Annotated in this window: 15 protein-coding genes; 8 read left to right on the top strand and 7 right to left on the bottom strand. The window is 55.2% G+C overall.

Features of this window, described 5'->3' with window-relative positions; genetic code table 11:
- The first annotated feature begins 51 nt into the window (after positions 1-51).
- The 5 genes from DC3_RS25095 (at position 52) to DC3_RS25075 (ending at position 6,242) form a co-directional block, all read left to right on the top strand.
- Entirely contained in the window at positions 52-432 is a 381-nt protein-coding gene (locus DC3_RS25095) for a hypothetical protein (protein ID WP_146890113.1), read from the top strand.
- Positions 433-1,280: 848 nt separating this feature from the next.
- Positions 1,281-2,444 (top strand): Ig-like domain-containing protein, encoded by a 1,164-nt coding sequence (locus tag DC3_RS25090; RefSeq protein ID WP_146890110.1) that lies wholly within the window; start codon positions 1,281-1,283, stop codon positions 2,442-2,444.
- On the top strand, positions 2,441-4,510 hold the full coding sequence (locus DC3_RS25085) for a S8 family peptidase (RefSeq protein ID WP_146890107.1): 2,070 nt from the start codon (positions 2,441-2,443) through the stop codon (positions 4,508-4,510). Before DC3_RS25090 ends, DC3_RS25085 begins: the two co-directional genes overlap by 4 nt.
- Complete coding sequence (locus DC3_RS25080) at positions 4,507-5,793, top strand: type II secretion system protein GspD (RefSeq protein ID WP_146890104.1); 1,287 nt, start codon at positions 4,507-4,509, stop codon at positions 5,791-5,793. The genes DC3_RS25085 and DC3_RS25080 overlap by 4 nt, the downstream gene beginning before the upstream one ends.
- The gene (locus tag DC3_RS25075; RefSeq protein ID WP_146890100.1) at positions 5,790-6,242 is read left to right on the top strand and encodes a hypothetical protein; all 453 of its coding nucleotides are present in this window, start codon (positions 5,790-5,792) and stop codon (positions 6,240-6,242) included. Before DC3_RS25080 ends, DC3_RS25075 begins: the two co-directional genes overlap by 4 nt.
- 509 nt (positions 6,243-6,751) lie before the next feature.
- On the opposite strand, the gene DC3_RS25070 is transcribed toward DC3_RS25075, so the two are convergent.
- The gene (locus DC3_RS25070; protein WP_186816255.1) at positions 6,752-14,311 is read right to left on the bottom strand and encodes a polymorphic toxin-type HINT domain-containing protein; all 7,560 of its coding nucleotides are present in this window, start codon (positions 14,309-14,311) and stop codon (positions 6,752-6,754) included.
- Between DC3_RS25070 and DC3_RS29375 the strand changes: the two genes are divergently transcribed.
- Positions 14,255-14,848, top strand: a complete 594-nt coding sequence (locus tag DC3_RS29375) for a hypothetical protein (protein ID WP_186816254.1) — start codon at positions 14,255-14,257, stop codon at positions 14,846-14,848. The two genes, DC3_RS25070 and DC3_RS29375, sit on opposite strands and share 57 nt — an antisense overlap.
- A gap of 296 nt (positions 14,849-15,144) precedes the next feature.
- Positions 15,145-18,117 (top strand): Tn3 family transposase, encoded by a 2,973-nt coding sequence (locus DC3_RS25065; RefSeq protein WP_186816253.1) that lies wholly within the window; start codon positions 15,145-15,147, stop codon positions 18,115-18,117.
- A 314-nt stretch (positions 18,118-18,431) separates the two neighbouring features.
- Here DC3_RS25065 and DC3_RS25060 read toward each other — a convergent pair whose 3' ends face one another.
- The 4 genes from DC3_RS25060 to DC3_RS25045 form a co-directional block, all read right to left on the bottom strand.
- The gene (locus tag DC3_RS25060; RefSeq protein WP_146890092.1) at positions 18,432-19,061 is read right to left on the bottom strand and encodes a hypothetical protein; all 630 of its coding nucleotides are present in this window, start codon (positions 19,059-19,061) and stop codon (positions 18,432-18,434) included.
- A gap of 92 nt (positions 19,062-19,153) precedes the next feature.
- Positions 19,154-19,834, bottom strand: a complete 681-nt coding sequence (locus DC3_RS25055) for a hypothetical protein (protein ID WP_146890089.1) — start codon at positions 19,832-19,834, stop codon at positions 19,154-19,156.
- A gap of 188 nt (positions 19,835-20,022) precedes the next feature.
- Positions 20,023-20,961, bottom strand: a complete 939-nt coding sequence (locus tag DC3_RS25050; protein WP_146890087.1) for a hypothetical protein — start codon at positions 20,959-20,961, stop codon at positions 20,023-20,025.
- Positions 20,962-21,121: 160 nt separating this feature from the next.
- Entirely contained in the window at positions 21,122-21,853 is a 732-nt protein-coding gene (locus tag DC3_RS25045; RefSeq protein ID WP_146890084.1) for a hypothetical protein, read from the bottom strand.
- Positions 21,854-22,258: 405 nt separating this feature from the next.
- On the opposite strand from DC3_RS25045, the gene DC3_RS25040 reads away from it, so the two are divergent.
- The gene (locus DC3_RS25040) at positions 22,259-22,591 is read left to right on the top strand and encodes a hypothetical protein (protein ID WP_146890081.1); all 333 of its coding nucleotides are present in this window, start codon (positions 22,259-22,261) and stop codon (positions 22,589-22,591) included.
- Positions 22,592-22,786: 195 nt separating this feature from the next.
- On the opposite strand, the gene DC3_RS25035 is transcribed toward DC3_RS25040, so the two are convergent.
- Complete coding sequence (locus tag DC3_RS25035; RefSeq protein WP_146890078.1) at positions 22,787-23,209, bottom strand: hypothetical protein; 423 nt, start codon at positions 23,207-23,209, stop codon at positions 22,787-22,789.
- An 85-nt stretch (positions 23,210-23,294) separates the two neighbouring features.
- Positions 23,295-25,088, bottom strand: coding sequence for an SIR2 family protein (locus tag DC3_RS25030; protein WP_186816252.1), 1,794 nt, complete (start codon positions 25,086-25,088; stop codon positions 23,295-23,297).
- Positions 25,089-25,139: the final 51 nt, after the last annotated feature.

The raw sequence follows: 25,139 nt of genomic DNA, 5'->3' as shown, positions 1-25,139 counted from the left end.
AACGGCTCACCCAAAACTTCCTAACACCCTCTAGGCACTCAGGGCTGGTTGGTGCATAACGGTGGGAATAAGAAGACTCCTCTTCCATATGAGTATGGAACAGACAGACAAGAATATGTCGAACAGGTAGCAAAGAAATTTGGCATTAACTTGAAAGGTTCTGGCCAGAAGATTCAAGTCATTTACGATGATACTATCGACTTTACTCAGGAAGGTCTGACCAAAGCCAAAGAAGGGGGTCTGATCATCAGGGTCGGTCCGGGATCATTCAAGACCAGTAATCCTGCGGATCTGGAGGCCAACGTCGCAAACACCATCGCTCACGAGTTGAGGCACGCAAGAAACTACCTCAAAGGCCTTAAGATTGATGACGAGCTCGACGCTTTGGCTTCCGGCGAGAAGCTCGAAGCATACATTAAAGGATGTAAATAATGTGGGAATGGGCTGATGATTCTACCGAGCAAGAGTTCTTCGCTGTGAACCGATCAATGCACGATAGGAAAGGACCTGAGTTTCCTGCTGTTTGTCCATCTTGTGGACAGCAGTCGATGCATTGGTATTGTTACATCTCAAGGCCTCAGAAGGGCAGCGTCTGGGTGTGGTGCCACTCATGTCACCAATACGTTCACTTTACAGGCCTTGTCCCGGAACAGTGGGAAGACCTTAAAGACTTGGATTTAACCAATGGACTTACCCTTGATCTCCTCAATCAAGAACGAGACAGGATCGATAAGCAAGTGGACAAGTTCCTTCAAAGTTAAAGCCGCAAGCAAAGCCCTCCTCGCAACGGGAGGGCTTTCCCTTTGTCCCCAGCCGATACCCCAGCCGACCTCCAGTCGATGGACTTCCCAGCTGTGGAATGAGCTTCAGCCGACCAGAGGTAGGATTCTGCAGAAACTTCTGATTTGGCTGAAGTGACCTGAATTCTCATGGCAGGGTCAGAAATAGGAGGGTTCTCTTCGCGCACGAGGAAACACGGGTCGTGGCCCACGGGTTCACAGCTGGAGGGTGCTGGAACCTTCTGGCGATTCATGAGGGTGGAAGCTTCCCAACTTCCTCTCAAAGTGCCCAACCAGCTCACCTGAGTCAAAACCCATGGCAACCCTGATGAGAGCAAACAGCTTTTACTGCCGTTCTCATGTTCTATGGGCCGACACCAGCAATAGAACACCCCTCTCCTGTCATGCATCCCGTGTTTTCGCAACAACATCCTTCATTCTCATGATGAAGGTCAAACCATGAAAACATCACCCACTTCTCATGTGTCATAATGGCTTCTCGTGAAACATTCTCGACTCAACCCTATAATCCTCCTCAGTGCCCTCCTCATCACCGGGTGCAGTGAAGACACCGCCCCACCCAGTGGAGCCATCCAGTCCCCTAACCACAACAGCACCGTCGGCGGGAAAGTCCCTGTGCAGGTGGTCGCCCGGGGGGACGCCGAAATCAGCAAAATCCAACTGTATGCCCGCAACACCGCAACGCATGAAGAAGGCATTTTCATCGGCAGCACCGTCAGTGCCCCCGGGTCCATCGAGTGGAACACCGGACTTTTCCCCAGTGGCGCCACCCTGGACCTGTACGCCAAAGTCACCGACGTTGCAGGGAATGTTGCCGACACCGACCCCGTCAGCGTCACCATCAACAACACCGACCGGGTGGAGATGCTGCACTTCATGGGCATCCGGGTTCCGCCCGCCAAGAAAACCACGGTGGCCAGGCAGCAGTGGAACCCCAGCGAGTGGCGCAACGTCACAGCCCCCAGCGATCTGGCGGAGCAGCCGAAAGGGCACATCCAGAAACAGGCGGACCCAGTGTACGACAGCAATTCCGAGTACTACCTGGACTGGGTGTGGAAAAGTTACACCCCCGGCGGCAACAAGGTGCTCAATGGCTACCGCCTGAAGTACAGCCACAACAGTCTCGTCGGCCCCTATGACCGCCGGGTCAGCATCCTTCCCCAGGACACCCCGGAAATCGACTCGGTGGACAAGGACAAACCCCTCACCCCCACCGAGGCCGCCGGAACCCATTACGGGGTGGTGGTCGCGGTGGTGGGTGGTGCTGAAATCGCGATGTCCAATTACACCCAATTCCAGTTTCCTGGAGAACAGAAACTCACCAGCCCCCAGAACGGCACGGTGGTCGCGGGTGGGAAACCCACCCTCAGCTGGGAGGCCCCCATCGGTGCAGACGCCTACGTGTTCTACGTGTACAACCAGAAACCTGACGCCCCCAACGTGACCCCCATCTGGACGGTGCCCACCAACGACAAGGGCAAACTGGTCGCCATCAAAGAGACGAGCGTCACCTACCCGAACAGCCAGACGGCCCTCCCAGCGGGGGTGTATTACTGGAAGGTCATTGGGTATGACTTCAACGACGAGAAAGTGCAGGTGGCGGCCACCATCAGCCCGGTGTGGAGTTTCACGGTCGTCCCATGAAACGCTCCCCCCTCTGGACACTCCCCACCCTGGCCCTGGTGCTCGCGGCCTGCGGGGACGAAGCACCCGTCAAGGTCACGTACCGCCTGAATCAGGTGGTGCCTGTCAGTGCCTCTCCTGGAGAGAAAATCACCCTGCTGGGAAAATTCCCCCAGAATGCCCGGGTGGTGGTGGCAGGTCAGACCCTTGACACCCAGCTGAAAGCCGAAGGGGTGCTGGACGCCACCCTGCCCGAATCCCTGCAGGCCGGGAACCTCCGGGTGCAGGTCACGGGCACCGCTCTGGAAACCCAGTACACGGTGGTGCCCAGAATCACTGAGGTGACGGTGAAAGAGAACACCCTGCACCTCAAAGCCCTCGGCTGGCAGGGGGGTGAAGACCTCATGGTGCTGGTGCAGGGCACACCGAACACCCCCACCGTGCAGGGGGACACCTTGCAGGTGAACCTCGCCAGAACCGGACTTTATGGCCCGCTGGACCTTCGGCTGCAGGTGAACACCGTCACCAGCCAGGAGTTCTTCTTCAAACACCAGGCCGCCATCGCCTCTGGCAAGGTGCTGCTCCCCGTTCAACCCTCACTGGAAGGCATGCAAAAACTCCAGGTGCCTCAGGAGGCGTCCTTCACCCAGCTGGCGGTGTACCTGAACCGCTGGACAGACCAGAATCGGCTGGAGGAACTTGCACAGACGGCTGGAGGCAAGGTCACCCGTTGCGTGGAGGTGTTTCAGGCCTGCCAGGTGGAGTTCCAGGACCACCTGCAGGCCCGCAGCGCCCTGCAGGAGTGGGGTGGGGAGGACTTCATTCGCACCCTGCACCCCGATGATGTGGTCGGCACCCAGGCGAACCCCTGCACCGTGCTGAATGCCGACCCGGCAAAACTCGGCACCCAGTGGCATCTCGCGAAACTCAACCTCGCCAGAACCTGGAAGAAAACCCTGGGGGAGGGCGTAACCGTTGCTGTGGTGGACAGTGGCGTCCTGCCCCACGTGGCTTACCAGGACCGCCTGCTCCCCGGGCATGACTTCGTGGATGGGGATGACACCCCCACCGACCTGTACGGGCACGGCACGCACGTCGCAGGACTGATCGGTGCCAACGGTCTGGTGAAAGGCACAGCACCAGGGGTGAACCTCCTCCCGGTCCGGGTGCTGGGTCCGACCGGGGAGGGCAGTGTGCTCGCAGCTGCAGAAGGCATCCTGTATGCCGCCGGGCTGCACCCCACCCTGAAAAACCCCCACCCGGCGCAGGTGATCAACCTGTCCCTGGGCCTGGACAGTTACAGCACCCAGATGCCTGCCTTGCAGGACGCGGTGCAGAAAGCCCTGAACAAACACATCCTGGTGGTCGCAGCCACCGGGAACAAGGGCTACAACCAGATTGCCTTCCCGGCGAACATGAATGGGGTGATTGCGGTGACGGCCGTTTCAGGCCCGGTGAACCCTTACCAGCCCACTTACGCCAACCGGGGAAGAGGGACGGTCCTTGCTGCCTTCGGGGGCGATCTGAAAACCGACCAGGACCACAGTGGCCTGTTCGACGGGGTTCTCTCCACCGCCATCCAGGGCAGTGAACCCTCTTACGGGCTGTGCGTGGGAACCAGCATGGCCGCCCCACAGGTGGCAGGCATTGCCGCACTGGCCCTCTCCCTCGGGACCCCGCCTGAGGAGGTGCTCCCTCTGCTGACCCGCAGCGCCTATGACCTGGGCACCTTCGGGCAGGACCTGGAGACCGGGTACGGCCTGATCAACCCCAGTTTCCTGCCCCGCCTCAAACCCGACACCTTCGTGGTGGCCCTGGACACCCAGAACCAGGTGGTCACCTGGGCTCCGGTGGGCGAAGACGGCCAGTTCACCCTGAGCAACCTCCCCCCGAACACCTCCCTCACCCTGATTGCCGCGAGCGACCCCAACCACAACCACATCCTCGGGGAGCAGGGCGAGGGTCTCAGTGCAGCACGCCCCCTGACTTTTGGCCCGCAAACCCAGACGTCTCTCCCAGACTTCCTCCTCCAGACGAGTGACGGGACAAAACCCATCACCCTGAATGACTTCAAGGACCAACCATGATGCGCAAAACCCTCCTTTCCCTGCTGCTGTCCCTCTCTGTTGCTTTCGCTGCACCCCTGGGGGTGCAGCAGGATCAGGGTTCGGTGATCCTGGCGAGCCCGGAAAGCATCCGTTACACCGCAGACAGTTTGACCCACACCCTGCTGATCACCGACAGCACCCTCCCGGAGAACACCACCCTGAATCTGGGTTTGAAGTGGGTGCAGGACGGCCCTCACCTGAGGATCACCGTGCCGGAGAACCTGTGGTACTACCTGTCCCCGGATGGCAAGAGGCTGTTCATCAGTGCCCCTTCATTGTCGAACAGCACCGTGCTGAGTGCCCCGAGCACCGAGAGCCGGGAAGCGATCATGTACTACCTGAAAAGCGCGGAACCCACAAAGATCAGTGCACTCCTCACCCGTCTCTACCCGAACGTCCGGGTGGAGGTCGATGACCGGCAGCGTGCGCTGGTGGTGTACGTGCTGCCTGCAGAGAAAGACAAGGTCGGCAAGCTCATCAAGCAACTCGATGCCGAGCGCCCCCAGGTGATTTTCGAGGCAGAAATCCTGGAGATCAACCAGAACAACAGTGAGAAACTCGGCATCGATTACGAGGCGGCGCTGGGCATCTCCATCAGTGAGGCGACCCCGGCGAGCCTCTTCAAGTTCGGGAAGTTCACCCGCAGCACCATCGGCACCGGGAAAGCCGGAGGGGGTGGGATCGGCTTCACCCTGAACTTCCTGAAAAGCAACGATGTAGCGCAGGTGCTGGCCCGTCCCCGCGTGACAGCACTGGATGGGGTGGAGGCGAGGATCAACAGCACCCGTTCTCAGGTGATTGTGGTCAGCAAGGATGGCAACCAGAACTTTCAGACCCTGACCACCGGGATCACCATGCGCCTGCTGCCCAAGGTGTCACCGGATGGGGTGATCGAGGCGAACATCACCGTCACCGTCTCCATTCCGTCCACCACCACCACTTCGGGTGAACTGAGTTACTCCACCCGTGAAGCGAGCACCACCGTCAGGGTCAGGAACGGGGAACCCATCGTGATCGGGGGCCTCATTGAGAACCGCACCAGTGAAGCGGTGAAGAAACTGCCGATCCTGGGGGACCTCCCCTTGATTGGGGGCCTTTTTCGCAGCACGTACACCACCAACCAGCGCAGCGACCTGGTGATCATCGTGACTCCCAGACTGATCGTGCCGGATGAATTTCCGGGGAGTGAAGTGAGTCTGGAAACCACCCCAGTCCCGCAAACCGTGCCTGCCATCCAGCCTCAGGAACCCGTGCAACCATGAAACCCATTCTGACATTGCTGCTGGCTCTCACCCTGGTGGGGTGTGCTCCGGCCATGACTTCCCCTGAGGAGGAAACTCCGGAGGTCTCAAGTCTCCCTGTGGAGACTGCTCAGCAACTGCAATCTGCCTTCCAGGAGGTCTTGGTGGATGCAGGGATCACCGTCCAGCAGAAACAGGCCTTCAAGTACTCGGGGTCCGCTGCGACGGGATTCACGGCCCTGATCAACCTGTACTACAAGAAGCATCCGGGGTTCTGTCCGGTGGTGGAGGGGTTTTTCATTTCTTCGTCCCGTCCGAACACCTACATGACCCTGACGGCGAAAGGGAAGCAGGTGAGTGCTTTCGTTTACGACCAGAGCGAGAAGCCAGCGGTGACGTACGCGTACCTGGAGGGGGTAAGCTCTCAGGTGCTGGAAACCCGGCCCTGTGACAACGATCAGGTGAAGTGATTTCAAGGGTGCTGCGGGGTGGACATCCACCCCGCAGCATTTTTGTTGTGCAGAAGGCACACGAATGGAAGTGCCGACCTACAGATCCATCGACTGGAGGTCGGCTGTGGTGTCGGCTGTGAACAAAGGGAAAGCCCTCCCCACAATGGGAGGGCCGGGACAACTGTCGGTTTATCTAGGACTGGAATAAAAATCAAATGTAGATATCTCCAACGACTGATTTAAATATAGTAGTACATAGCATTTATTGGTCCAGCCTTCTCTTGGAGAATCATCATTATGTAACTCTAACTGAATACGAAATGGAAATCTGAAATCGTCTTGTATATCTAATATTACATATTGTCCTATCATATTAACTACGGTTGAATATTTGAGTCGAAAATTAACATTATCATCTATCTCAATATTTACTGCTTCGGCCTTTAATAAATGGTCCTTAAGCCATAAGCCAGCTTGTTGACCATCTAACAGACTGCTTACTGCGCTCAAAATCTCTTTACTGATCATTAATGCAATCCTCCTCGCACAAACTTATCGAATAATAGAACATTTCTACCTCTAATTTCTACAATACGTCCAAGAATTCGATTCGCACTACCATTAATTTTAAGTTCATGTGTATATTTGCCCTCAGCACTTGTGAGAATCTTAATTCCCTGGTTACCCTCTGGCGCTACAATACCTTTAGTCATGGCGATCTTAAGCTTCTTTGCATCTATCGAGCCAGCCTTAGTGTCTAATTCATTATATAACTTCTTCTGAATCCAAGGATACTCAAAGTCATATGCAGATTTGGGCTCAATTTCAATGGGATCCCAGCAATTCTTAGTACCACCGTTATGCACCAACCAGCCCTGGGTGCCAACGAAGAAGGTGTGGGCTTCCTCAACCTCCAGATTGTACATCGTTCTTGCTTCCTGGATGGTGTTGACGTAGCGGACCTCACCCAGTGTGCCATCGGCTTGCTTCAGTTTGTCCCCAACCTTGAGGTGTCCTGCTCCCACCCACTTGTCGCTCAAGTCCGAGTGACCTTCGGGTTTGGGTCTGGGTTCGGTGTCTGAACGCTCCGTGACGTAGAAGGGGTGTTCAGGGGTGGTGGTGATGTACTCCAGCGCCCTGGTTTCAGGATCTTCAATCACCAGTCCAGTGATCGCAGGGTCCTGGTTTTCAAAGACCTGAGTGATCGGATAATACCCCTGCTCTCTTGTCTGTTCATTGAAGGCCAGCACTGGTGTCCCAATGGCCAGTGCTGCAATGGCCACCAGACCGGATCGGGTCCACACCGGGGTGTCCGCAGAGAAGGAGTTGCAACCACAAATACAACCCTTCCCGGCTCCAGTCTTCGGAGGGGTGGTTGTTCTCGGGGATGGGGTGCGGATCGGTCTGGAGGGCAAACCACCCATGCCTTGCTCGACGCCACCAGGGATGTTGTTCACCGCATTGAACGACATGGCCGTCATTCCGGCAAGACGCCTTGACGCTGGTCCGCCCTGATTGAATGATCTTGTGAGGAGGCTTGAATCATATGCCACCAACAAGTGTTCCTTCAATATTTCATCATGGGCCTGGTAAGGATCAAATTCCAGTTTGAGCAGGGATTCACCACTTGCACTTTTTGCACCTATCATTTTGATGCTCTTGTCAAGCATGGTGTTCAGGTGTGCTTTGACTGTTTCATTCTTACTTGATCCCAGATAATGGGCATTGAATCCCAACTGTAAGGTGAACATGGTGCGTTTTTCATACGGCCAATTCTGGGTGATTTCTAATATCTTTTCCACTTTTGACGCAATTCCAGCACCGACTTTTTTGGAAAGCATGTTTACAAGGGCCTTCTGGACGGCATCCAGAAATTCTTTCTTGCCCAGTTTCAGGTCCATCAGTTTCTTGTCGATGGCTGCCGCATCATCAAGTGAATCAGCAAGGTCACTGGCGAAACCCTCTACGTCATCCGCGCTGTGGAAGGGGATTACCCTGGGGTCCTGTACTCCATGCGATCCATCAGGTGATTCCACCCCCGAGCCGGTTCCACTGTTTCCTCCAGTGGTGCCGTTGGTGCCCCCGAGGTTGGGATTCATTTCACTGTCCGGTGCCACCACCCCCGTACTTCCGGTGCTGCCTGAGAGGTTGGGATTGAGTTCAGGGACAGGCAGTGTGGCCTGACCGACCCCGAGATGAGTGGAAGTCGTCAGGTCATTGCTGTCTGCAACTCCAGAGGCCCCCACCCCATTGGGGTTGGCTTCGTTGAGGGGGACCGGAGGACCGAATTCACCGGGATCAATGGGTTCAGTTTGGGTTTCGGTGTTGTTGTGGAGTTGGTTGGGGGTGGGGAGGGGGTTGCTGAAACCACTGACCCCGGTACTGTTCTGGGTGACCTGCACGTCACTGGGAGGAAGCACCGTGGACACACCAAACGGATTTCCGAACCCTTCAGGGGCATCTACACTGCTTGCACCGAGGCCGACGCTGCTCCCAGGGGTTGGGGCTTGGAACTCCTTGTCGGTATCGACGCCCAATTCAAAAGGCAGCACAGCCTCCCATTTGCTGGGGTCATCAACTGAATCTGCCAGAGAATACGTTGGGTCTCTAAAACATGGTTGTGTAGCACAGTATTTGCTTGTGGAAATGCCATATGTTTGAAATTCTTCGGGAGGTTCGCCGTTTTTGTCTGAATATACAAACTGAATTTCATTGTCTGCAAAGTAATATTTCTTAAGAGCATAAATTTTACTCTTGATTGAAGTCGAGTCGGTCACATTTAAGTGAAGTTCACTGAATAGAATCGTATTTCCAAAAGGATCATAAGCAAAATCCTTCATGTTTACGATAAAATAACTGGGACGACAAAAAATCAGGAGATTACAGCCGCCATCTTCACTCTTGCTATTATAAAATTGTGTGGCTTGCTTTTCTGTATTATATCGCTTGTATGTATATTCAGTATACGATTGTACTACATCAGTTCTAATATTTTTAACTGATTTTCTGGTTAATATATCACCTCCCGAGAGTGTTTCATAAGTGGAAGTAATTTCGCTGTACCCGGAATTGCCTGCCGCAGCTGAGAAATTTGATTGTGTTGTTGATAGCTTGGTACCAGCATCATCGTAACGTTCGCTCCAACTTGAACTGGAGGAAGAATCATAGGTCTGATCTGCAGCTCTACTACATTTCGAAAAATCATACATCGAGTAATGATAAATGTATTCACTGCATTGCATCATGATCGAAGTGGTTCCAGCAGAACTCATATTTTGAGTCCCATATGCATCGCTGTTATAGGAAAGGTCATATTTTGAAACCTTAAAGCAATTGTCCTTACAAGTCGGCGTACTCTTTGTTGTCGCATGAGGAGGGTAAATATCAGAATTTATAAGTTGTGACTTCCAGTAGCGATTTACCACAAAACTATAATTTGCCAGGTTCCGACCATAATTTATCTGGCGTTCTCCGGATCCACCTGATGGATCTATCACAGCATCGGTGATTTCTTTGCATATCTCGGATGTATTTGCTGGAAAGATAAGACTATTGGCCCCTTGAGTGCCGCTTGCGCTATTGTGCTTGATTTGTTTGGCGGTATTCGAATCTACCGTTGAATAATTGCAATCACTATACGTAATTTTCAAATCTTGATTCAAGATATAGCTTAAGATTCTATTTTGCTCATATTTGTATTTTACAATTTCAACTGCTTCGTTATTTCTGGAATCACGGTATGACACAATTCTTCCCGTCAGATCGTATTTGAATTCACTCTGTCTGCCAGACTCACGTGTCCTCCCCAGGCTAGTTGAAGTTGCATATTTTTCAGAATATGATCCATTGGAATAATATTGATATTCCGCAGTCATTATTGGGAGGATTTCTGAAAAAGCAGGGCTTTTCGTTATAGATTTAATTATCTGTCCTCTTTGATTGTAATATATCTCGGTGAATTCATTAAATGTCCCTCTGTCAAAATCATTTATCGAATCTTTGTAAGAAAGTGGAGTATACCCTGAAGCAGCAGCCTGCCTATTCATGGCATTATACGTGTAATCAAAACGCGAGAGAACAGTGCTTCCATCTACGGACACGTCGACCCGTGAAAGCATATTGCCAACAGAATCATAGTTCCACAAGGTGGTGTACTGACGTGGCATATTGGATGTCATGATGCTTCCATCCCTCTTCAAGTGATCGAATACACGGCCATCCCCAGAAAAAGACCTTTTCAGACGTAAACCGCGTCCATCATAGATGTTCTCCGAGGTGTACTCGGTGAACCGTGCACTTGATGTCCCATCTAAACCCCTGATTTCGCTTTTTGATACCTCAATGACGGGAAGTCCATCGTCTGACAGTTCATACAGTGTTAGATTCCCAGCTGTATCAGTGAACTGACCAGACACCCCATTGGTGATGTTCCCGGTGTAGTCAAAACTGGTGTAAGCCAACTTCATCCCGTCTACTCGATAGACATTGAAGCGGTACAGAGGAGCAGTGACTCTGCTAGGATCATGTGAACGGGTTTCGGCAACAACCTGACCAAGTGAATTGTAGACATGCTTGGTCACAAACTGATTGCGGGTTTCCTCCGTCAAATTGCCCATTCGGTCAAAACGGAAAGTCAGTTTGGGGTGATCAGTGTCGTTAAAACCAGCGGTTGCATCAATGGAAACGGCCTCAGCTCCAGCCCCAGTTGAGGTGCGCCGCGGCCAGTGATGCTCTGTGACAAGGCGTCCCATGCCGTCAAAGTCCCGGGTTACATCAAATTTTTCAGGGCTTTGAGTGTAGATCTCCAGACCTCTGGAATCATATCTGTGGGTCACCACAGCAGTGAATTCACCTGAAGGCAGTTTTTCTGACTGTACACGACCATCAGCATCATATGTGTAAGTGGTTGTGGCCTCCGATCCTGAAGCGGCATCGTTGTTTTCATGTGCCACAGTGATGCTTGCAGGATACGCCCGAAGAGAATAAACCAGTTGTTTCATTATAAACATTCCAGCATAACTTGTTGGTGTCCACTGAGAAGACAATTCGCCGGGAGGTACCGGACTTACCGCTGAACTGGTATTCACATCAGGTTCCAACACTTTTAACAATAGGCCATTATGTGAGTAAACATTGATTTTTCTGACGATTAATGCTCCGGATGAGTCGGGTTCAATTTCACTTGTGACGTTCCCGAGCAGGTTGTAGGTGCGCCTGCGTTCATACCCCCGACCATCAAACGACTGAAACACCCGACCCAGGGCATCAAAACTCTGATAGGTGGTGATCTCCTGCGCAGGAAGGTTCAACCCAGGCTCGTTGCCCTTTAGCACCTCCTGCTCAGTCTTCCACCCATTCCCCGCCTGATCCAGCGTCAACGTCGTTTTGTACCCCCTGGGGCTCACCGTCTCAAACAGCCGGTCCCAGTTGTCATACCGGAACTCCGTGATCTTGAACTCCCCCTCAGGCACCCCAGAGGCATAACTGCTCTTGTAGAAACTCGACAGGGTCGGGATGCTGTTCCCAATCAGTTCCCGCTCGAAGGTCTTGCGACCAAAGTCGTCGTACACATATTCCACGTAAGGCCTGCGGTTGTCCACGTACCCTTTGCCATTCACATCTGAGGTGCGCAGGGCTGGTTTCAACACCCGCAGCAGACGGCCCAAAGTGTCGTACTTCAGGTAACTCGAGTTGTCCGCTGCCGTCTGGTTGATTCCCAGAAGGCGCTGATCCGTGGTCTGCACCACCCGTCCGTACCCGTCATAATACTGGTACACCTGGTACGCCGCCGTGGCATCCGGGTATTGGGTGGCCGTCACCTGCCCGAAAGCATCTCGCGTGTATTTTGTGGTAGCTGTCAGGTTCACATCCCCACCCACCGGACGACTCCCCTGCACATTCTCGGTCACCGTATAAGGTTGACCCGTGATGTCATAGGTGGTGGTCACTGTTCCCACCGGACCCGCAGGGGTCGCTGTGATGTCGTCCGCACGGTTCACATAGGTCTTCTGGGTGGTCATCCGACCCAGCGCATCATAAGCAAACTCCGTCTGGAAGCCGTCCACCGCCTGCTTCAGGACTCGACCTTCACTGTCATACCGGTACTCGGTGGTCTTGCGGGTAGCCTGCACGGTGTTCAGGTCGGTTCCGTTGCCTTCTCCCCACAGGACTTTCTTCACCTGACCCAGGTGGGACCAACTGTCGGTGAAGTACTGGTAGGTGGTCAGGTTTGCGGTGTTCCCTTCCCAGGAGGAAATCAGTTCTCCGGAAGACGCATACAGGGTCATGCTTTGCTGACGAATCGGGCTGCTGGACGGGTACTCACTTGTTCTGGAGAACAACAACTGACCGAAACCATTGCTCTTCTGGTGGAGAGAAATATAACTGTACGAAGGGGTTTTGCTGGCGTCCAGGCTGCTCACCAACACCTTCTGGTCACTGGTGCCGCCTTTACCAAAGGTGTAATCCACCTCCACGTTGCCCAGAGCATCGTAGAAGTACTGGTGGGTGGTGAGCCCGTCATGGACGGTGCGCACCTGATCCGCATACTGGATCACCTGGTTGGCTGGCCCACTGGGTTGGCTGATGGAAGCGGCTGAGGTCACCTGCATTTGGGACCAGCGGTTACCCAGAGCATACGTGTAGGTGGTGGTGCGCAGGGTGCTGGTGGTGTTGCCAGAAGTGCTCTGTGTGAGACGACCTGACGTGTCGTAACTCTGAGTGCTCTTCAGGGCTGTACCAATCACACTCTGCAGGGCCGGAAGGTCAGGGTTGATCTCTCCAGTGAGGGTGGTGACCATTTTCGGCACCCGGAACGTCTGGTTTTTGCTGGGGTCGGTCCCGAAGGTGCTGGCCTCCCACTCCTGGTATTCGGTGGCACTGCCAGAAGGACTGTAACCGTAAGTGGTGTCGGTGCTGGACTTGCTGAAACTCCGCACCAGTCGGTTATCCCCATCGAAAGTGCTCTCGGTGCGCTTCACCCACCCACTCTGGGCAGCAGGGTTGTACGGACCACCCGCGGGAAGGGTGGGAAGGGCCACACTGGTGGCATAGGTGGTTTCACTGGCGAGGTTGCCCTGGGTGTCATACCCGAAGTGGGTGGTGGCCCCACTGGGTTCGGTGACCAGAGCGGTGTAGCCGTTGGCGTAATACCGGTACGTCCAGGTTAGCGTCTGGTTCCCGTCCACCTGTTGTTTTTGCACCACCTGCCCTTTGTTGTTGAGGGTGTACTTGCTGGTGTTAAAAGGCGCCTGGTAGCCCTGATCCACCTGCACCACGAACCCACTGGCAGGCAGGGGTTGGCCTCTGAGGAGGTTGTTGCTGGTGTCCCGGTAGTAGTACACCATGTTGTCCTTGCTGGAACTGGTCACCGCCGTCACCCGGGGTGGACTCACCTGCTCGTCATACGTGTAGGTGTACTCATCAAACACAGGGGTTGAGGACAGTTTGATGTCCCTGAGCAGCGGTTTGCGGAGTTTCTCCAGCAGCACATGACCATTCGCAACCTTATAGTCAAACTCAAAAGTCCGGGCAAAGTACCCTCCAGCGGTGGTGAACCCCTGCTCGAAGTCACTGGTATTGCACACCCTGGTGGGATCATACCCGGAGGCACCTGGAGTCCCGCACGTTGAATTCACCGCAGTGGGATCAGGAGCTTCCCGTCCCGTCTGTGCAATGTACATGACTTTCTTCAGCACGATCTCCGTGCCAAACGGCACCAGACCGTAAGCGAACCGGGTCTGTCTGGTCCAGCTGGTGTCGGTCTGGGTGCTGTCCTGAATGAGTTCCTGAATGGACAGCAGCACGTTGCTTCCCTGGTACGTGCCCCAGGTGTATTTGGTGAACCGTCCCCATTCGTCCGTCACGCTTGCCAGTTGACCGGTGCCGTTGGTGACATACACCAGATTGGTTTTCGGTGAGGCCCCGATGCCCTCAGGGTCACTGTTCTGGGCTCCCCGGAACTGCTGGGAGAGGTTCTGCTTGAAGTCCACGAGGTCACCGTCATTGAAGAAGGTGCTGCGGTTCCCACCGTGATCATAGTGATGGGCGATCCACAGGGTTTCTGTGGCGCTGATTTTGCTTTTCACGAACACCAGATATTCCTGGGGCACCTGCAGTCCCGGTGTGGCTTGACTGGTGTAAATGGCCAGCAAACTGGTGTCGAAATTCCCCCCGTTGCTTTTGATCAGCCCATTGAATTGACTGGTTTTCAGGTTCTGGTACCGCTTGATCCACGAGGGCAGTTTCGGGTCCTCAAAGGTGTTGATGAAGGTGTGGGAGTAAGCGGTGCCACTGCCGTCCCCACTGTAGAGCATCCAGCCACTTTGCATTTTGCTGTCGGTGGGGAGGCCGGTGTAACCTTCGAGCCTGAGTTTGCTCTGCAGGCTCCAGTTCGTCTGGGCGATGGTCTTTTCTTTCTTCTCGTCCTTGCTGCTGTTGGCATCGAGGATGTTGTTTCGGCCGAGACTTCCAGTGTCAACATACACATTTCCGGTGGCGAGGTTGATGGCGTCACTGACGTCTCCGAAGCCTGGGGTGTTGAAGGCGAGGACTTCGATGGGGAGGTCACTGACCCCTGCGCCAGGTCGGGCGTAGAGGCTGGGGGCTGCTGCGGCCATCGGTAAAAACTGCTGCAGGAGGTAGAGGAGGGCGAAGGTGAGGCCAACTCCTCTTCGGGCCGGGTCGGCCATGAGGGTGGTGCGTTTACGATTCCTGAGATAAAAATTCATACGATTTTAATGTTTCACAGTTTCATTTCAGTTTCAACTCAATCTCATAGGTCTGGCCACTGGTGTTACAAGAGCCGGGCTTTTCACGCAGCTTTGAGGAACCTTGTGTAACTGGCCCTACCAGAATGAACGTTTCTGGCAGGCCTCATGGTGTGCCCCGAACAAGTGTAAGACAGCTGCGAAAATGTACCATGCTGACCCATGCACAACGTAAAACGTTTCTGAAGTTCCCTGACCTGGACGAAGGCACCCTCCACCTCCACTACACCCTCAGCAAGCCAGAGCTTGAGTGGGTCATGGAGAAACATGGGGATGCCAGCAGGCTCGGTTATGCCGTGCACCTCAAAATCATGCAGCACCTGGTCCGGGATCCAGAGACTCTGGAGATCCCGGCTTATGTGATCCAGCACGTCGCAGCACAACTCCAGCTCCCTCCCAGCCTCTACCAGGATTACCGGTCAGGCAAGCAAGTCACCCTCAAGCAGCACCGGCAAGACCTCAAGCGCAAGCTCGGTTTTACCTCGTGCAAGCAGCTTGAACTCTACCGGGATTTCTCTACTTTCCTGAAACCCCACGCCCTGCAGCTTTGTACTGGATTCCCCCTGATGGCCTTGCTGGTCGATGAAATGCGGAATCGCAAAGTCATCTGGAGCAAAATCGGCCCTCTGGAAATGACCGTCCATCAACTCCTGGACTGGGCTGAAAAGCACACCCAGGACCTCCTCCTTGTAGGCCTGGGTGAGGAGGGACAGAGGCAAATTGAAAACCTGCTCAGGCCCCACAAGAGTTCCGATGACACCGAGTACCAACTGTTGGGTTGGTTCCGGGAAAAGCATCTGGATGCCAACCCCAAGAGCATCACCAGCCTGCTGGACAAACTGCACTTCCTGCAGCAGATGGGGTTGCCCTGGGAGGCTTTGAAACTCATCCCCAGGAGCCGGCAGGAAGCCATGTTCAGGGAATCCCGTTTTCTGCACGCCCAGCAACTCAGGCAAATGGAAAAAAGGAAACGCTGGTCCACCGTGCTGCTGATCCTGATGGATGTGACGGTGCAGATCACCGACCAGGTGTTCGATTTGCATGCCAAAATCATGCAGGCCCAGCTTCGCAACTGCCGCAACAAGTACCTCGAAGACCTGCAGGACACCCAGCTGGGTCTGGCTGATAGGTTGGCCATCCACCAGAAGGTCGGCAGGGTGCTGATTGAAGCCAGAAAGCAAGGTGAGGACCCGTTCAAGGGCATCGATCAGGTGGTGGAGTGGGACACCTATGTGAAGTCCGTGGATGCGGTGACCGAACTGACCCGCCATACGGAATTTGACAGCCTGTCTTTGATGGCAAGGCGCCTGGAGCACTTCCAGCAGTACTCAGGGAAACTGCTGTCCCACTTCCGTTTCGGTGCCACAGCAGCAGACACCCCTTTTCTGGACGCCATTGAGGTGGTCAAAGAACTGGGAAAAGACCCGGACATGCAGGTTCCAGAAGATGCCCCACTGGATTTTGTTGCTGGCCGCTGGTCGAAGTTTGTTGTGCAAGACGGTAAGGTCAACCCTGCTTATTATGAACTCTGCCTGCTGGACACCCTCACCCGCAAACTTCACGCGGGGGACATCCACCTGGAACGGAGCCGCAAGTACCGGCATTTTGAGGATTACCTGCTCCCGAGGGACACCTGGAGGATCCACCTAAAGCAGCACCCTTTGATGGTTGCCGAGGACTTTTCGGTGTACTGGGAAAACCAGATGAAACGGCTCTCCACCCAACTTACGGAGGTGGACCTGAAACTGGGTCAGGATGAGCTCCAGGACGTGCGGATGGAAGCTGGGAAGATGGTGGTCTCCCGCAATCGTCGGGACATCACGGTGTCTGGTAAAGCCAAACGCCTGGGGAAACGGCTGTATGGGATGATTCCGACCATCAAAATCACCGACATCATGCTGGAGGTGGACACCTGGACAGACTACCAGAAGCACTTCCAGCATTTTGCCCTTTCGAAAACCATCGAGGACGTGCAGGAGCTCTACTCGGTGATCCTGGCAGAGGGAACCAACCTGAGCCTGAGGAAAATGGCCCATGCCACCAATCCAGTGAACTTCAAACGCCTGGCTTTTGTGCGGGAGTGCTTCGTGCGAGAAGAAACGTTCCGGGCGGCTCAGGCGGAACTGGTCAACTTTCACACCAAACTCCCCATTGCCCAGCTGTGGGGTGATGGGGAGCATTCGGCGTCAGATGGCCAGCGGTTTCTGGCCGCCCAGAAGGCATCGGATACGGGAACCTTCAACCGCAGGTATGGCCGGGAACCCGGGGTGACGTTTTACACTCATGTCTCCGACCAGTACTCACCGTTTTACACCAAGGTGATTGCCAGCAACGAACGGGATGCCCTCCACATCTTGGATGGTCTCCTGTACCACCAGAGTGATTTACGCATCACCGAGCACACCACGGACACACATGGCTTTACCGAAGCGGTGTTTGCCCTGCTGAACCTGCTGGGCTTCCGGTTTACCCCGAGGATCCGGGATTTGAAGCACCTGAAGATCTTTGTGCCAGACCGCAGAAAAAAATATCCCACGTTGAGCTCAGTGGTGGGCGGCGGATACGACCGTTCATTGGTGGCCCGACACTGGGAAGACATCTTGCGCCTGGTGACCAGCATCAAGAGTGGGCATGTGACGGCCTCGGTGATCTTGCGCAAACTGTCTTCTTTCCGGCGCAGGAACAGTTTGCTGGCGGCCCTCATTGAGGTGGGGAGGATCTATCGAACCCGGTTCATGTTGGACTGGTGGTCAGATCCGGCCATGCGCAGGGTGGTGCAGCGGAACCTCAATAAGGGCGAACTGTTCCATGACCTGAAAAAGGCGGTGTTCTGCCATGGGCGTGGGGAAGTGCGGGATGATTCCCTGTTCAGCCAGGAACGGCGGGCTGGGGGCCTGAACTTCCTGACCTCCCTGATCAGCACCTGGAATGCGAGGTACCTGCAGGCAGCAGTGAAAGAATTGCGAAGTCAGGGGGAGAAAATTGACGATGAGGTCCTGTCGCACATTTCCCCTTTGAGGTTTGAGCACATTGTGTTTTCTGGGGATTACGTGTGGCGTCAGGATTTGCTTCCTCCAGAGGGGCAGCTGCGTCCACTGGTGGGGATGATGGAGGCGGCAGATTGATCGGTGAAACCCGTGACAGAATCAAACCGCCAGAATCCCATACGTTTGTGTCAGTGTTAGAAACGGAGATTTGGTGTCCCAATTGAGGTTTCCATAAAAGAGGAGAATGGGACAAGTAAGGAGTCGAAAGAAAATCAGGCGTTCTGGACATGGAATTTTCCAGTTTATCCAAAACACCTTTAACAATGGGACAACCCCTACACCTGTGCGAACAGCTGTTTTCCATCCCCATTGGGGCTCGTCTGATCTCTGCCCCTCCAAATGCCCTTCAGTCAGCTGTTCAAACCGTCTGACGGTTCAGGTGCCCTCCAGGTTCACGGAACCGTCCGGGCAGAATTCACCACCAGCCGGACCAGCAGTTCATCCTCATCGGTTTTCGCCTGTCCATTCGGGCCGTACCACAACACGCCCACCAGGGACGCCAGGTCACCCGTGCCAAAGAACAACCGGCTCTTGGTCCCTTTGGGGTACACAGTCATCTTCAAGGTGGTGGTGCCCACCCTGAAGGTCTGGGTGGTGGTGTCATCCAGGGCATTGTTCTCGGAAATCAATCGGTCCAGGTGGTGCATCCACCCCCGGTCGTAGGTGTTGCCGTGGGGAGCACCGTAAGCAAAAGCCACGGCAATGCCCTTCTCGAACTTCACGAACAGGCTCTCTCCTGCATCGTCCGGACAGTACCCATTGGTGTACCCACCCAATGGACTGGGTTGATCGTCGGAGACGTAAAGCTGATCCTCCTGGCTCCAGATCAGGGGGGTGTAGGTGCCCTTGATGCAGTACACGCTGGCCACGTGGGTTTTGATGCCCTCGAAGAACTGGCGTTTCGCTGGACCGAAACGTTCGGTGAGCTTCTCAGGGGTGAGGCCAAACAAACCCACCGCATGAGCAGGGGTCGAGAGCGTCAAGGTTGCGATGAGGATGTGGGAGAACATGGCGTTTTTCATGGTTCATCGTTTTCCTTCTGAGGGTGATCACCACTCCAGGTGCGGGTGTTCTTGTGGCGGCATGGGGCCTGCTGGATGTGTTCCACTGGTCTTCAAGTCTTGTAGCCTTCAAACAGTTGACCCAGCTGCACGATGCTCACCCTCCAGCTTTGCAGGTCCTGCTGGAGTTTCTGCAGACGGGGCAGGAATTCATCGGTTCCAGGGATCTGCTGCCAGCCTTCCACCACCTTCAAGAACACCTGGGTGTCCAGGTCCTGCCGCTGTTGCACCTCCCGGAGGTGTGCCAGCAGGTCCGGCTCCAGTTGCCCGGCCACTTCCCCGGCCTCCTCAAGGAGTTCCAGCACCTCTTCGGTGCCCTGTTGGTGGTCCCGCACCACGGCTTCGATCAAAGGCAAATGCAGCACGCTGCGCTCACCGAACTTTCCAGTCAGGGGCCGGGGGTGTTCCAGCAGCCGTTCAGCGGCCAGCAGCACCGCTTCTTGCACCGCCTCATGGGCGTTCAGTGTCCCTCTGAACGTGCGGATCTCCTGGAGTTGCCGGACCGTCTGGGCCTGACCTTCCCACACATTCAGGGTGTGGTGGATCTCCCGGTTGTCGTGGATGTCCTGCCGGAGTTTGTTGATGGTCTCTTGCAACATGCGGCGTTCCAGGGCATTTTGAGGGCGGCTGGACTGGTAGAGGAACTTGTGGTGCAACCGGTTCCCGTGCTGGACCCGGCTTTGCAGGTCTTTGAGGAGCACGGGCAGCTGGTCCAGGGAAGGGCCTTGGGTCATGGCCCAAGTGTACTTCAGGAAGACTGCATACCCTTACCCCCTCAACCGGAAGGAGGAGAAGGTCAAAAGGGTGCACAGCCAGCTCCCAGGACTTGTTCAACAAGAAACCCATCCCTCGGATGCAAAGTGAAGCCTCCGCTGTTCTGGGTGGGCCATCCCAGCAACACCGAAGGCCTGAAGCCTCTCCCTCAGCGCAGGCTGGATTGCACTTGCACGGGGTACACCAGCCACCGGTATCCCCACGGCACCTGCACCACCAGACCGGAAGGCTGGAACGCGGCTTCTTCGCTGGCCAGGTGCTCCGGGAAGTACATCTCGTGGTCCTCATGCCGGGCCAGGGTGCCGCCCAGAATTCCGGCCTGCTCCTGCAGCTCATCGGGGGCACCCGTGATGGGCTGGGTGTCCAGGGCACCGTAAGACAGGAAGGCCCCCGGGAAGGTTTTGTGCACAAATTCGTACAGGAAGGTGTCCACCACCTCCCAGTGCGCCATGCGGGGATCATCCATCAGCAGGACGTGCGCCTTCCAGAAATGCACCCAGAAGTCGAACAAGAGGGCGTCTTCAGGCAGTTGCTTCACTGCGGCCTGCAATTCGGGGGATCCGTGCTGCAGTGCCCACTTGCGGTTCTGCACGCTGATTTTTTCTGCCTGAGTGAGGAGGAACTTCCGGAAGCGCTCCACCACACCCCTGCCTTTGGCCTGATATGCTTCCTCCAGGGTTCTGCCGAGAGAAGGGTGAATGAATTCATGGTGGGGCAGCAGTTCCTCATCACTGAGGGTCACAAGTCCATCAATGCGGTCCCGGAGGGCCTGCTGGGCTTGCAACCACGCGGCTTTGCGGTCCGCGTAATCCTCAAAGAAACGCATCCAGCGCACGGTGTCAGCGGGATGCAATTCCGGGGCGTAATGGGGTCGGCCTTCCAGCATCAGGGTACAGCGGGCCTCTCCGCCGGTGAGGTCACGGATGAACTGCTGCTGTTCAGGACGGAACACCGCCAGGTTGATGATCCGGTGGTGCGGTGCCCGCTGAGCGTCCGTGTGAAAGCGCTGGAGCTGATCGGACCACCGGGGGATCGCAGAGGCCTGGGATTCGATTTCAATGGTGTGCAGAATGGTGTTTCTCGCCATTTTTTCATTGTACTGGAAGGTCTTGCCGTCTGGCATGGGGCTTTCCCGGAGTGAATTGCCCTTCCTTGCGTGGCCTCAGGTTCACCACCCGCTCTGCCGCAAAGCATCCAAAATAAAAGGCTGGTGGTCGTGGGTCAGCCTGCCTCAGGGTCACACAGGTTCAGCGACGGTCCTCTATGATCCCCACCATCAGGGTGAAGCCCTCGATGTTCTGTTTGGGACTCGTGGGCAGGTTCCTGCGGGTGCCCAGGGTCACGGTCATTTCACCCGCTGCACCCAGAGGGCCGAGGGTCCAGCCGTGGTTCCCGTACACGTTTGCTTTCAGGCCTGCAGGGGCGATGAACTTCACCTGCGTGGAGAACAGGGAATCAAACGGGGTGCTCTGGGGATCTTCCACCACACTCCCGGTGCCATCCCGGAGTTTTCCCCTTTGTGGGGTGAGGGTGTAGGCTTCCTCAGAAGCGTCCGTGCCATCAAAATACCTCGGCACCCGGTAAGGGGTCGGGCCAATGGTCGGGAAGGTGGCGTTGTTGTTCAGATCCTGATCCAAGTCGTCCAGGTTGATGGGGACCACCCAGAGGTTCTTGAAAGCCCGTCCAGAGGCATTCTTCAGGGTGAAGGTGCCGGACACATGCAGCACGTTGCTGGCGTCCTTGAAGCCCGAACCGTTCAGTGATGTCCACTGGATCACAGGCTCGGGTTGCACCGGGCTGGACTCCATCTGCAGGGGAATGGCTGCTGCATTGACCTGTTCCCCTTTCACCGTGAACCGCACCTCGAAGAGCTGCACGTCCTGCAGGGTTGAAGAGACCCCCTGCGAACCGCAAGCCGAGAGGGCACAGGCCAGAAGACTGGAGACGGTCAGGGTGGCTTTCAGGGGGATTCGTGGCATGCAAAACCTGCTTTCAGCTGATTGACAGAGATGGGGAGGGTCTGAGGCTTTGAAGAGGATGATAAAACAACCAAGGGGTTCTGCAGCTCAGGCTTTTCCCTGAGGGGATGACGCGGGCTGTAGGGCAAGAAAACCGGGATGGGGTGCAGAGCACCAGTCACCAAGCTTTTCGTTACCATTCTTATCCACTGGCTTTGTGTCTTTGCTACTGTGAGGGCACCATCCATGCCACCTGTCCCCGCAGGAAAACTGTTTGCTTCCATGGATGCATCCGGACATCACTTTTGTGGTGTCCTTTTCGCTCCCTGCCCCTCACCGCTGGAGGTTTCCTGACCAGAGGGTTGCACCCCGTCTGGTTTTGCACCGACCTCAGCGTGTTTTGCTGGATCCCCGTACACTGGTGGGGTGCTGAAGCTCTTTCTGGTCCGGCATCACCTGGATTGCGTCCTGAAACTCCTGGCCACCAACGACTCCGCCCTGTCCTTGCAGGAAGTGCACCGCAGGCTGGAACACAGCCACCAGTTGCTGACTTCCCTCCAGAAAGGCCCACCCCCCAGGCCGTGGGAAAGCTGGTCGGTGCTGCAGTTCCACTTCCGCAAAAATGAAGTCGATGCGCAACTCCAGACCGCACGGAACCACCTGCGGGGCTGGGTTGGCCCTGATCAGGTGCATCTGGCCCAGCAGACGTTGCTGGTGGTGCACCTGACCCTGGTGGAACCCACAGCAACTCAACGTTGACGGTGGCTTCCATGCCTCAGGCAGGGAGCCGGACACACCATCGATTTGACACCCTCAGGAAACCCAAAGAAGCTGTTGGGTCTGAATGCTGGACTCAAGCAATGGCATGAAACAGGCCCACCCTTGGCCAGATGGGCTGCTGCCCCTTCACTACTTCAGGCCATGAAGAGGTCAGGACTCGGCCCTTAAGGGCGTTCATCGCTTTTTCTGTTGGCTGAGGTACAGCAGGGCCACTTCCAGGTCACTCATGCCCAGCACCTTGTTGATGGTGCCTTCAGACAGTTTGTCGGCCAGTTCCAGCACCTGAGCTGTGACTGCGGTGAGGTCTTTCAGTTGCCCTTCCATGGTCTGCACCCGCTGCAGTTGGGCCGGGGTGAGGGTCAATGCCTTCCAGCGTTCCAGGGTGATTTCGTAGGCGTAAAGCATGCCTTGCTGGTCGGTGTAGACCTTCTTCACCCGAGCGATGATTTCATCGTTGAGCACATGAGGTCTGTCCAGGGCTTCGGTGAGGGTCCCCAGCTGCTCTCGGGTGCCTGCCAGTTCCTCGGTGAGCATGGCCTGGATCATGCCCATCTGGGAGAGGGGAATCACATTCACTTCCTCACGGTTCTCGGTCATACACCATTGTAGACAGGTCTTGCCAGAACGGTTTCGAGATTGAGGGCTGATTCTGTTGTGTATTGTGAGCGGTGAACCCCTGATGTCAGGTTGCAGTGGATGGAAACAAGGTGGCAATGCCTTCGAAAGGTCCGCCTTCACCCCAGCCTAGATTGTTGGCATACTCTTGGGAAAGTTGCTCAAATCTGGTCACAATGGCCGAAAAGTTCTCTCCCAGTAAAACCCGCAATTGACCTTCGTGTTCTGTGAACCACAAATGGTACGGAACAACTGTCGTATTGCGATTGTAGTCACTCAGCAGGTACAGTCCCCTTCCAAAGCGGTTTTCTTTGGTGAGGGCGACCATGTTCATGACCATTTCAGCAATTTGAAAGAAGAACATCTTCGGATCGTCTTGCACTGTCCAGTTGCGGTCGAAAGTCCCGATCAATTGTTCCATGGTGAAGTGTTGAACTGGCAGGGTGTAATCTCTCCCGAGAAGATGGTTCACCAGGTCTTTAGGTTCACTGGAAAAGCGAATCAGTTCAAAGATGGTCACAGGTCGGTTGTTGGAGTTCACGTAGCTCCATCCCATAAAGCGCTGAATGTAGTTCCACTGTTCGTGTTGCAGGGCTGTGGAAAAGAAATGCAGCGTGAAAATGGCCATGGAAATGCGCATGAGTTTTTTGGCATCAGGCCAATGATCGGTCCGTGGGGTCGGGTCAATGTGGATGCGTCGCAAAAATACCCGCTCCCAGAGATCCAGCAGAACTTGATCCTGATCGTACTTGAGCAGGGTGGCCTGAATGCACTGAACACGGGCTGAAAACTGAACAATCTGATACAACTGGTTCCTTCGAATGTCCAGGTTGCCTCCACTGGTCCAACCATCAAAATTGAGGCGCAGTTTGTTGTATTGGTCTGCCTCTGATTCCAGAAGGTCCTGCAGCCGGATGCGGTAGCGATCCAAGTTGGACAGGCACAGTTTTACTTCGGCTTCCAGCAGGTCCAGGGTCTGGGGTGGGGTCCACTGGGCGGTCTTGAGGCCGAGCACTTTGCTTTCCAGCTGGGAGAAAAAAGGATCTGCTCCCATGCCCTCAATCAAGCGACCCCTGCGGTTCTGGAGGAGAGTCTGGGCCACAGGGCTGGGCTGGCTGTACGACGACCAGTACAGCATGTAACGACGGTTGGGGGAGTGTTCTATGCACTCCCTCAGGGCGTGGTCCCAGGTGCCACTCCACCCACAGGTGATCAAACCGAATTCATCGAAGATGCGGCACAGCAGCTCTTTCATGGTTTGCGGGTAGACTCTGAGGTCTTCGTTGCTGTTGCGAACGTTGGCTTTGCGGTAATCCCCGTGCACTTTGATCAAAAACACTCCTCCATGGGCGTAAGGTTCTGCCGCTGGGATTTCTTCGGTGCTGGTGATGGGAAAGAACTGCACGCCAGCGCCTTCCAAGGCCTGTTCCATCAGGTGGTCGAAATTGGTGGTGATGATGATGCGAATGAAGCCCTCTTTGGCGAGTCGGGCGATGGCATGGTGAGCATCGGTGGGTTGCTTGTGGCCCTGTTCCCGGTCTTCTTCGGTGGGTTCAAAGTAGCGTTGCAGCAGCGCCCGTTGGCCTGCAATTGTGGGTTCGGCTTCCTCAATGATGGTGCTGTAGTCGGCTTCCACACCGTAGGTGTCCCGGTACCATTGGTCCAGTGCATTCCCTTCTGGGATGGGGTTTACGTTTTCAAGGTGGGCCTTTTTGCGGATCTGGTCACGCACAATATCCCAGGCGCTCGGCACCCTGGCGGTCACGCTGATTCCTGCCCCGAGGAGCACAGCGTACACGCCGGGGTTGTGGTGCATACTGATGGCCAGTTCATTCAGTCGGTTTTCGGTCTGTGTGGGCATACTGCCTCCTGGTGTGCCAGCTCTGATAATTCTCATAATAGAATTATTGAT

The organism is Deinococcus cellulosilyticus NBRC 106333 = KACC 11606 (assembly GCF_007990775.1).
Classification (GTDB): Bacteria; Deinococcota; Deinococci; order Deinococcales; family Deinococcaceae; genus Deinococcus_C; species Deinococcus_C cellulosilyticus.
Note: the sequence above shows the minus strand (reverse complement) of the source record. Positions and strands in the feature narration are given on the sequence as shown.

What these genes read in the sequence shown, in the direction of transcription:
- DC3_RS25060 (WP_146890092.1), bottom strand. Translation starts at nt 19,061, where the DNA reads ATGAAAAACGCCATGTTCTCCCACATCCTCATCGCAACCTTGACGCTC.
- DC3_RS25085 (WP_146890107.1), top strand. Translation starts at nt 2,441, where the DNA reads ATGAAACGCTCCCCCCTCTGGACACTCCCCACCCTGGCCCTGGTGCTC.
- DC3_RS25050 (WP_146890087.1), bottom strand. Translation starts at nt 20,961, where the DNA reads ATGGCGAGAAACACCATTCTGCACACCATTGAAATCGAATCCCAGGCC.
- DC3_RS25045 (WP_146890084.1), bottom strand. Translation starts at nt 21,853, where the DNA reads ATGCCACGAATCCCCCTGAAAGCCACCCTGACCGTCTCCAGTCTTCTG.
- DC3_RS25055 (WP_146890089.1), bottom strand. Translation starts at nt 19,834, where the DNA reads ATGACCCAAGGCCCTTCCCTGGACCAGCTGCCCGTGCTCCTCAAAGAC.
- DC3_RS25075 (WP_146890100.1), top strand. Translation starts at nt 5,790, where the DNA reads ATGAAACCCATTCTGACATTGCTGCTGGCTCTCACCCTGGTGGGGTGT.
- DC3_RS25080 (WP_146890104.1), top strand. Translation starts at nt 4,507, where the DNA reads ATGATGCGCAAAACCCTCCTTTCCCTGCTGCTGTCCCTCTCTGTTGCT.
- DC3_RS25065 (WP_186816253.1), top strand. Translation starts at nt 15,145, where the DNA reads ATGCTGACCCATGCACAACGTAAAACGTTTCTGAAGTTCCCTGACCTG.
- DC3_RS25030 (WP_186816252.1), bottom strand. Translation starts at nt 25,088, where the DNA reads ATGCCCACACAGACCGAAAACCGACTGAATGAACTGGCCATCAGTATG.
- DC3_RS25035 (WP_146890078.1), bottom strand. Translation starts at nt 23,209, where the DNA reads ATGACCGAGAACCGTGAGGAAGTGAATGTGATTCCCCTCTCCCAGATG.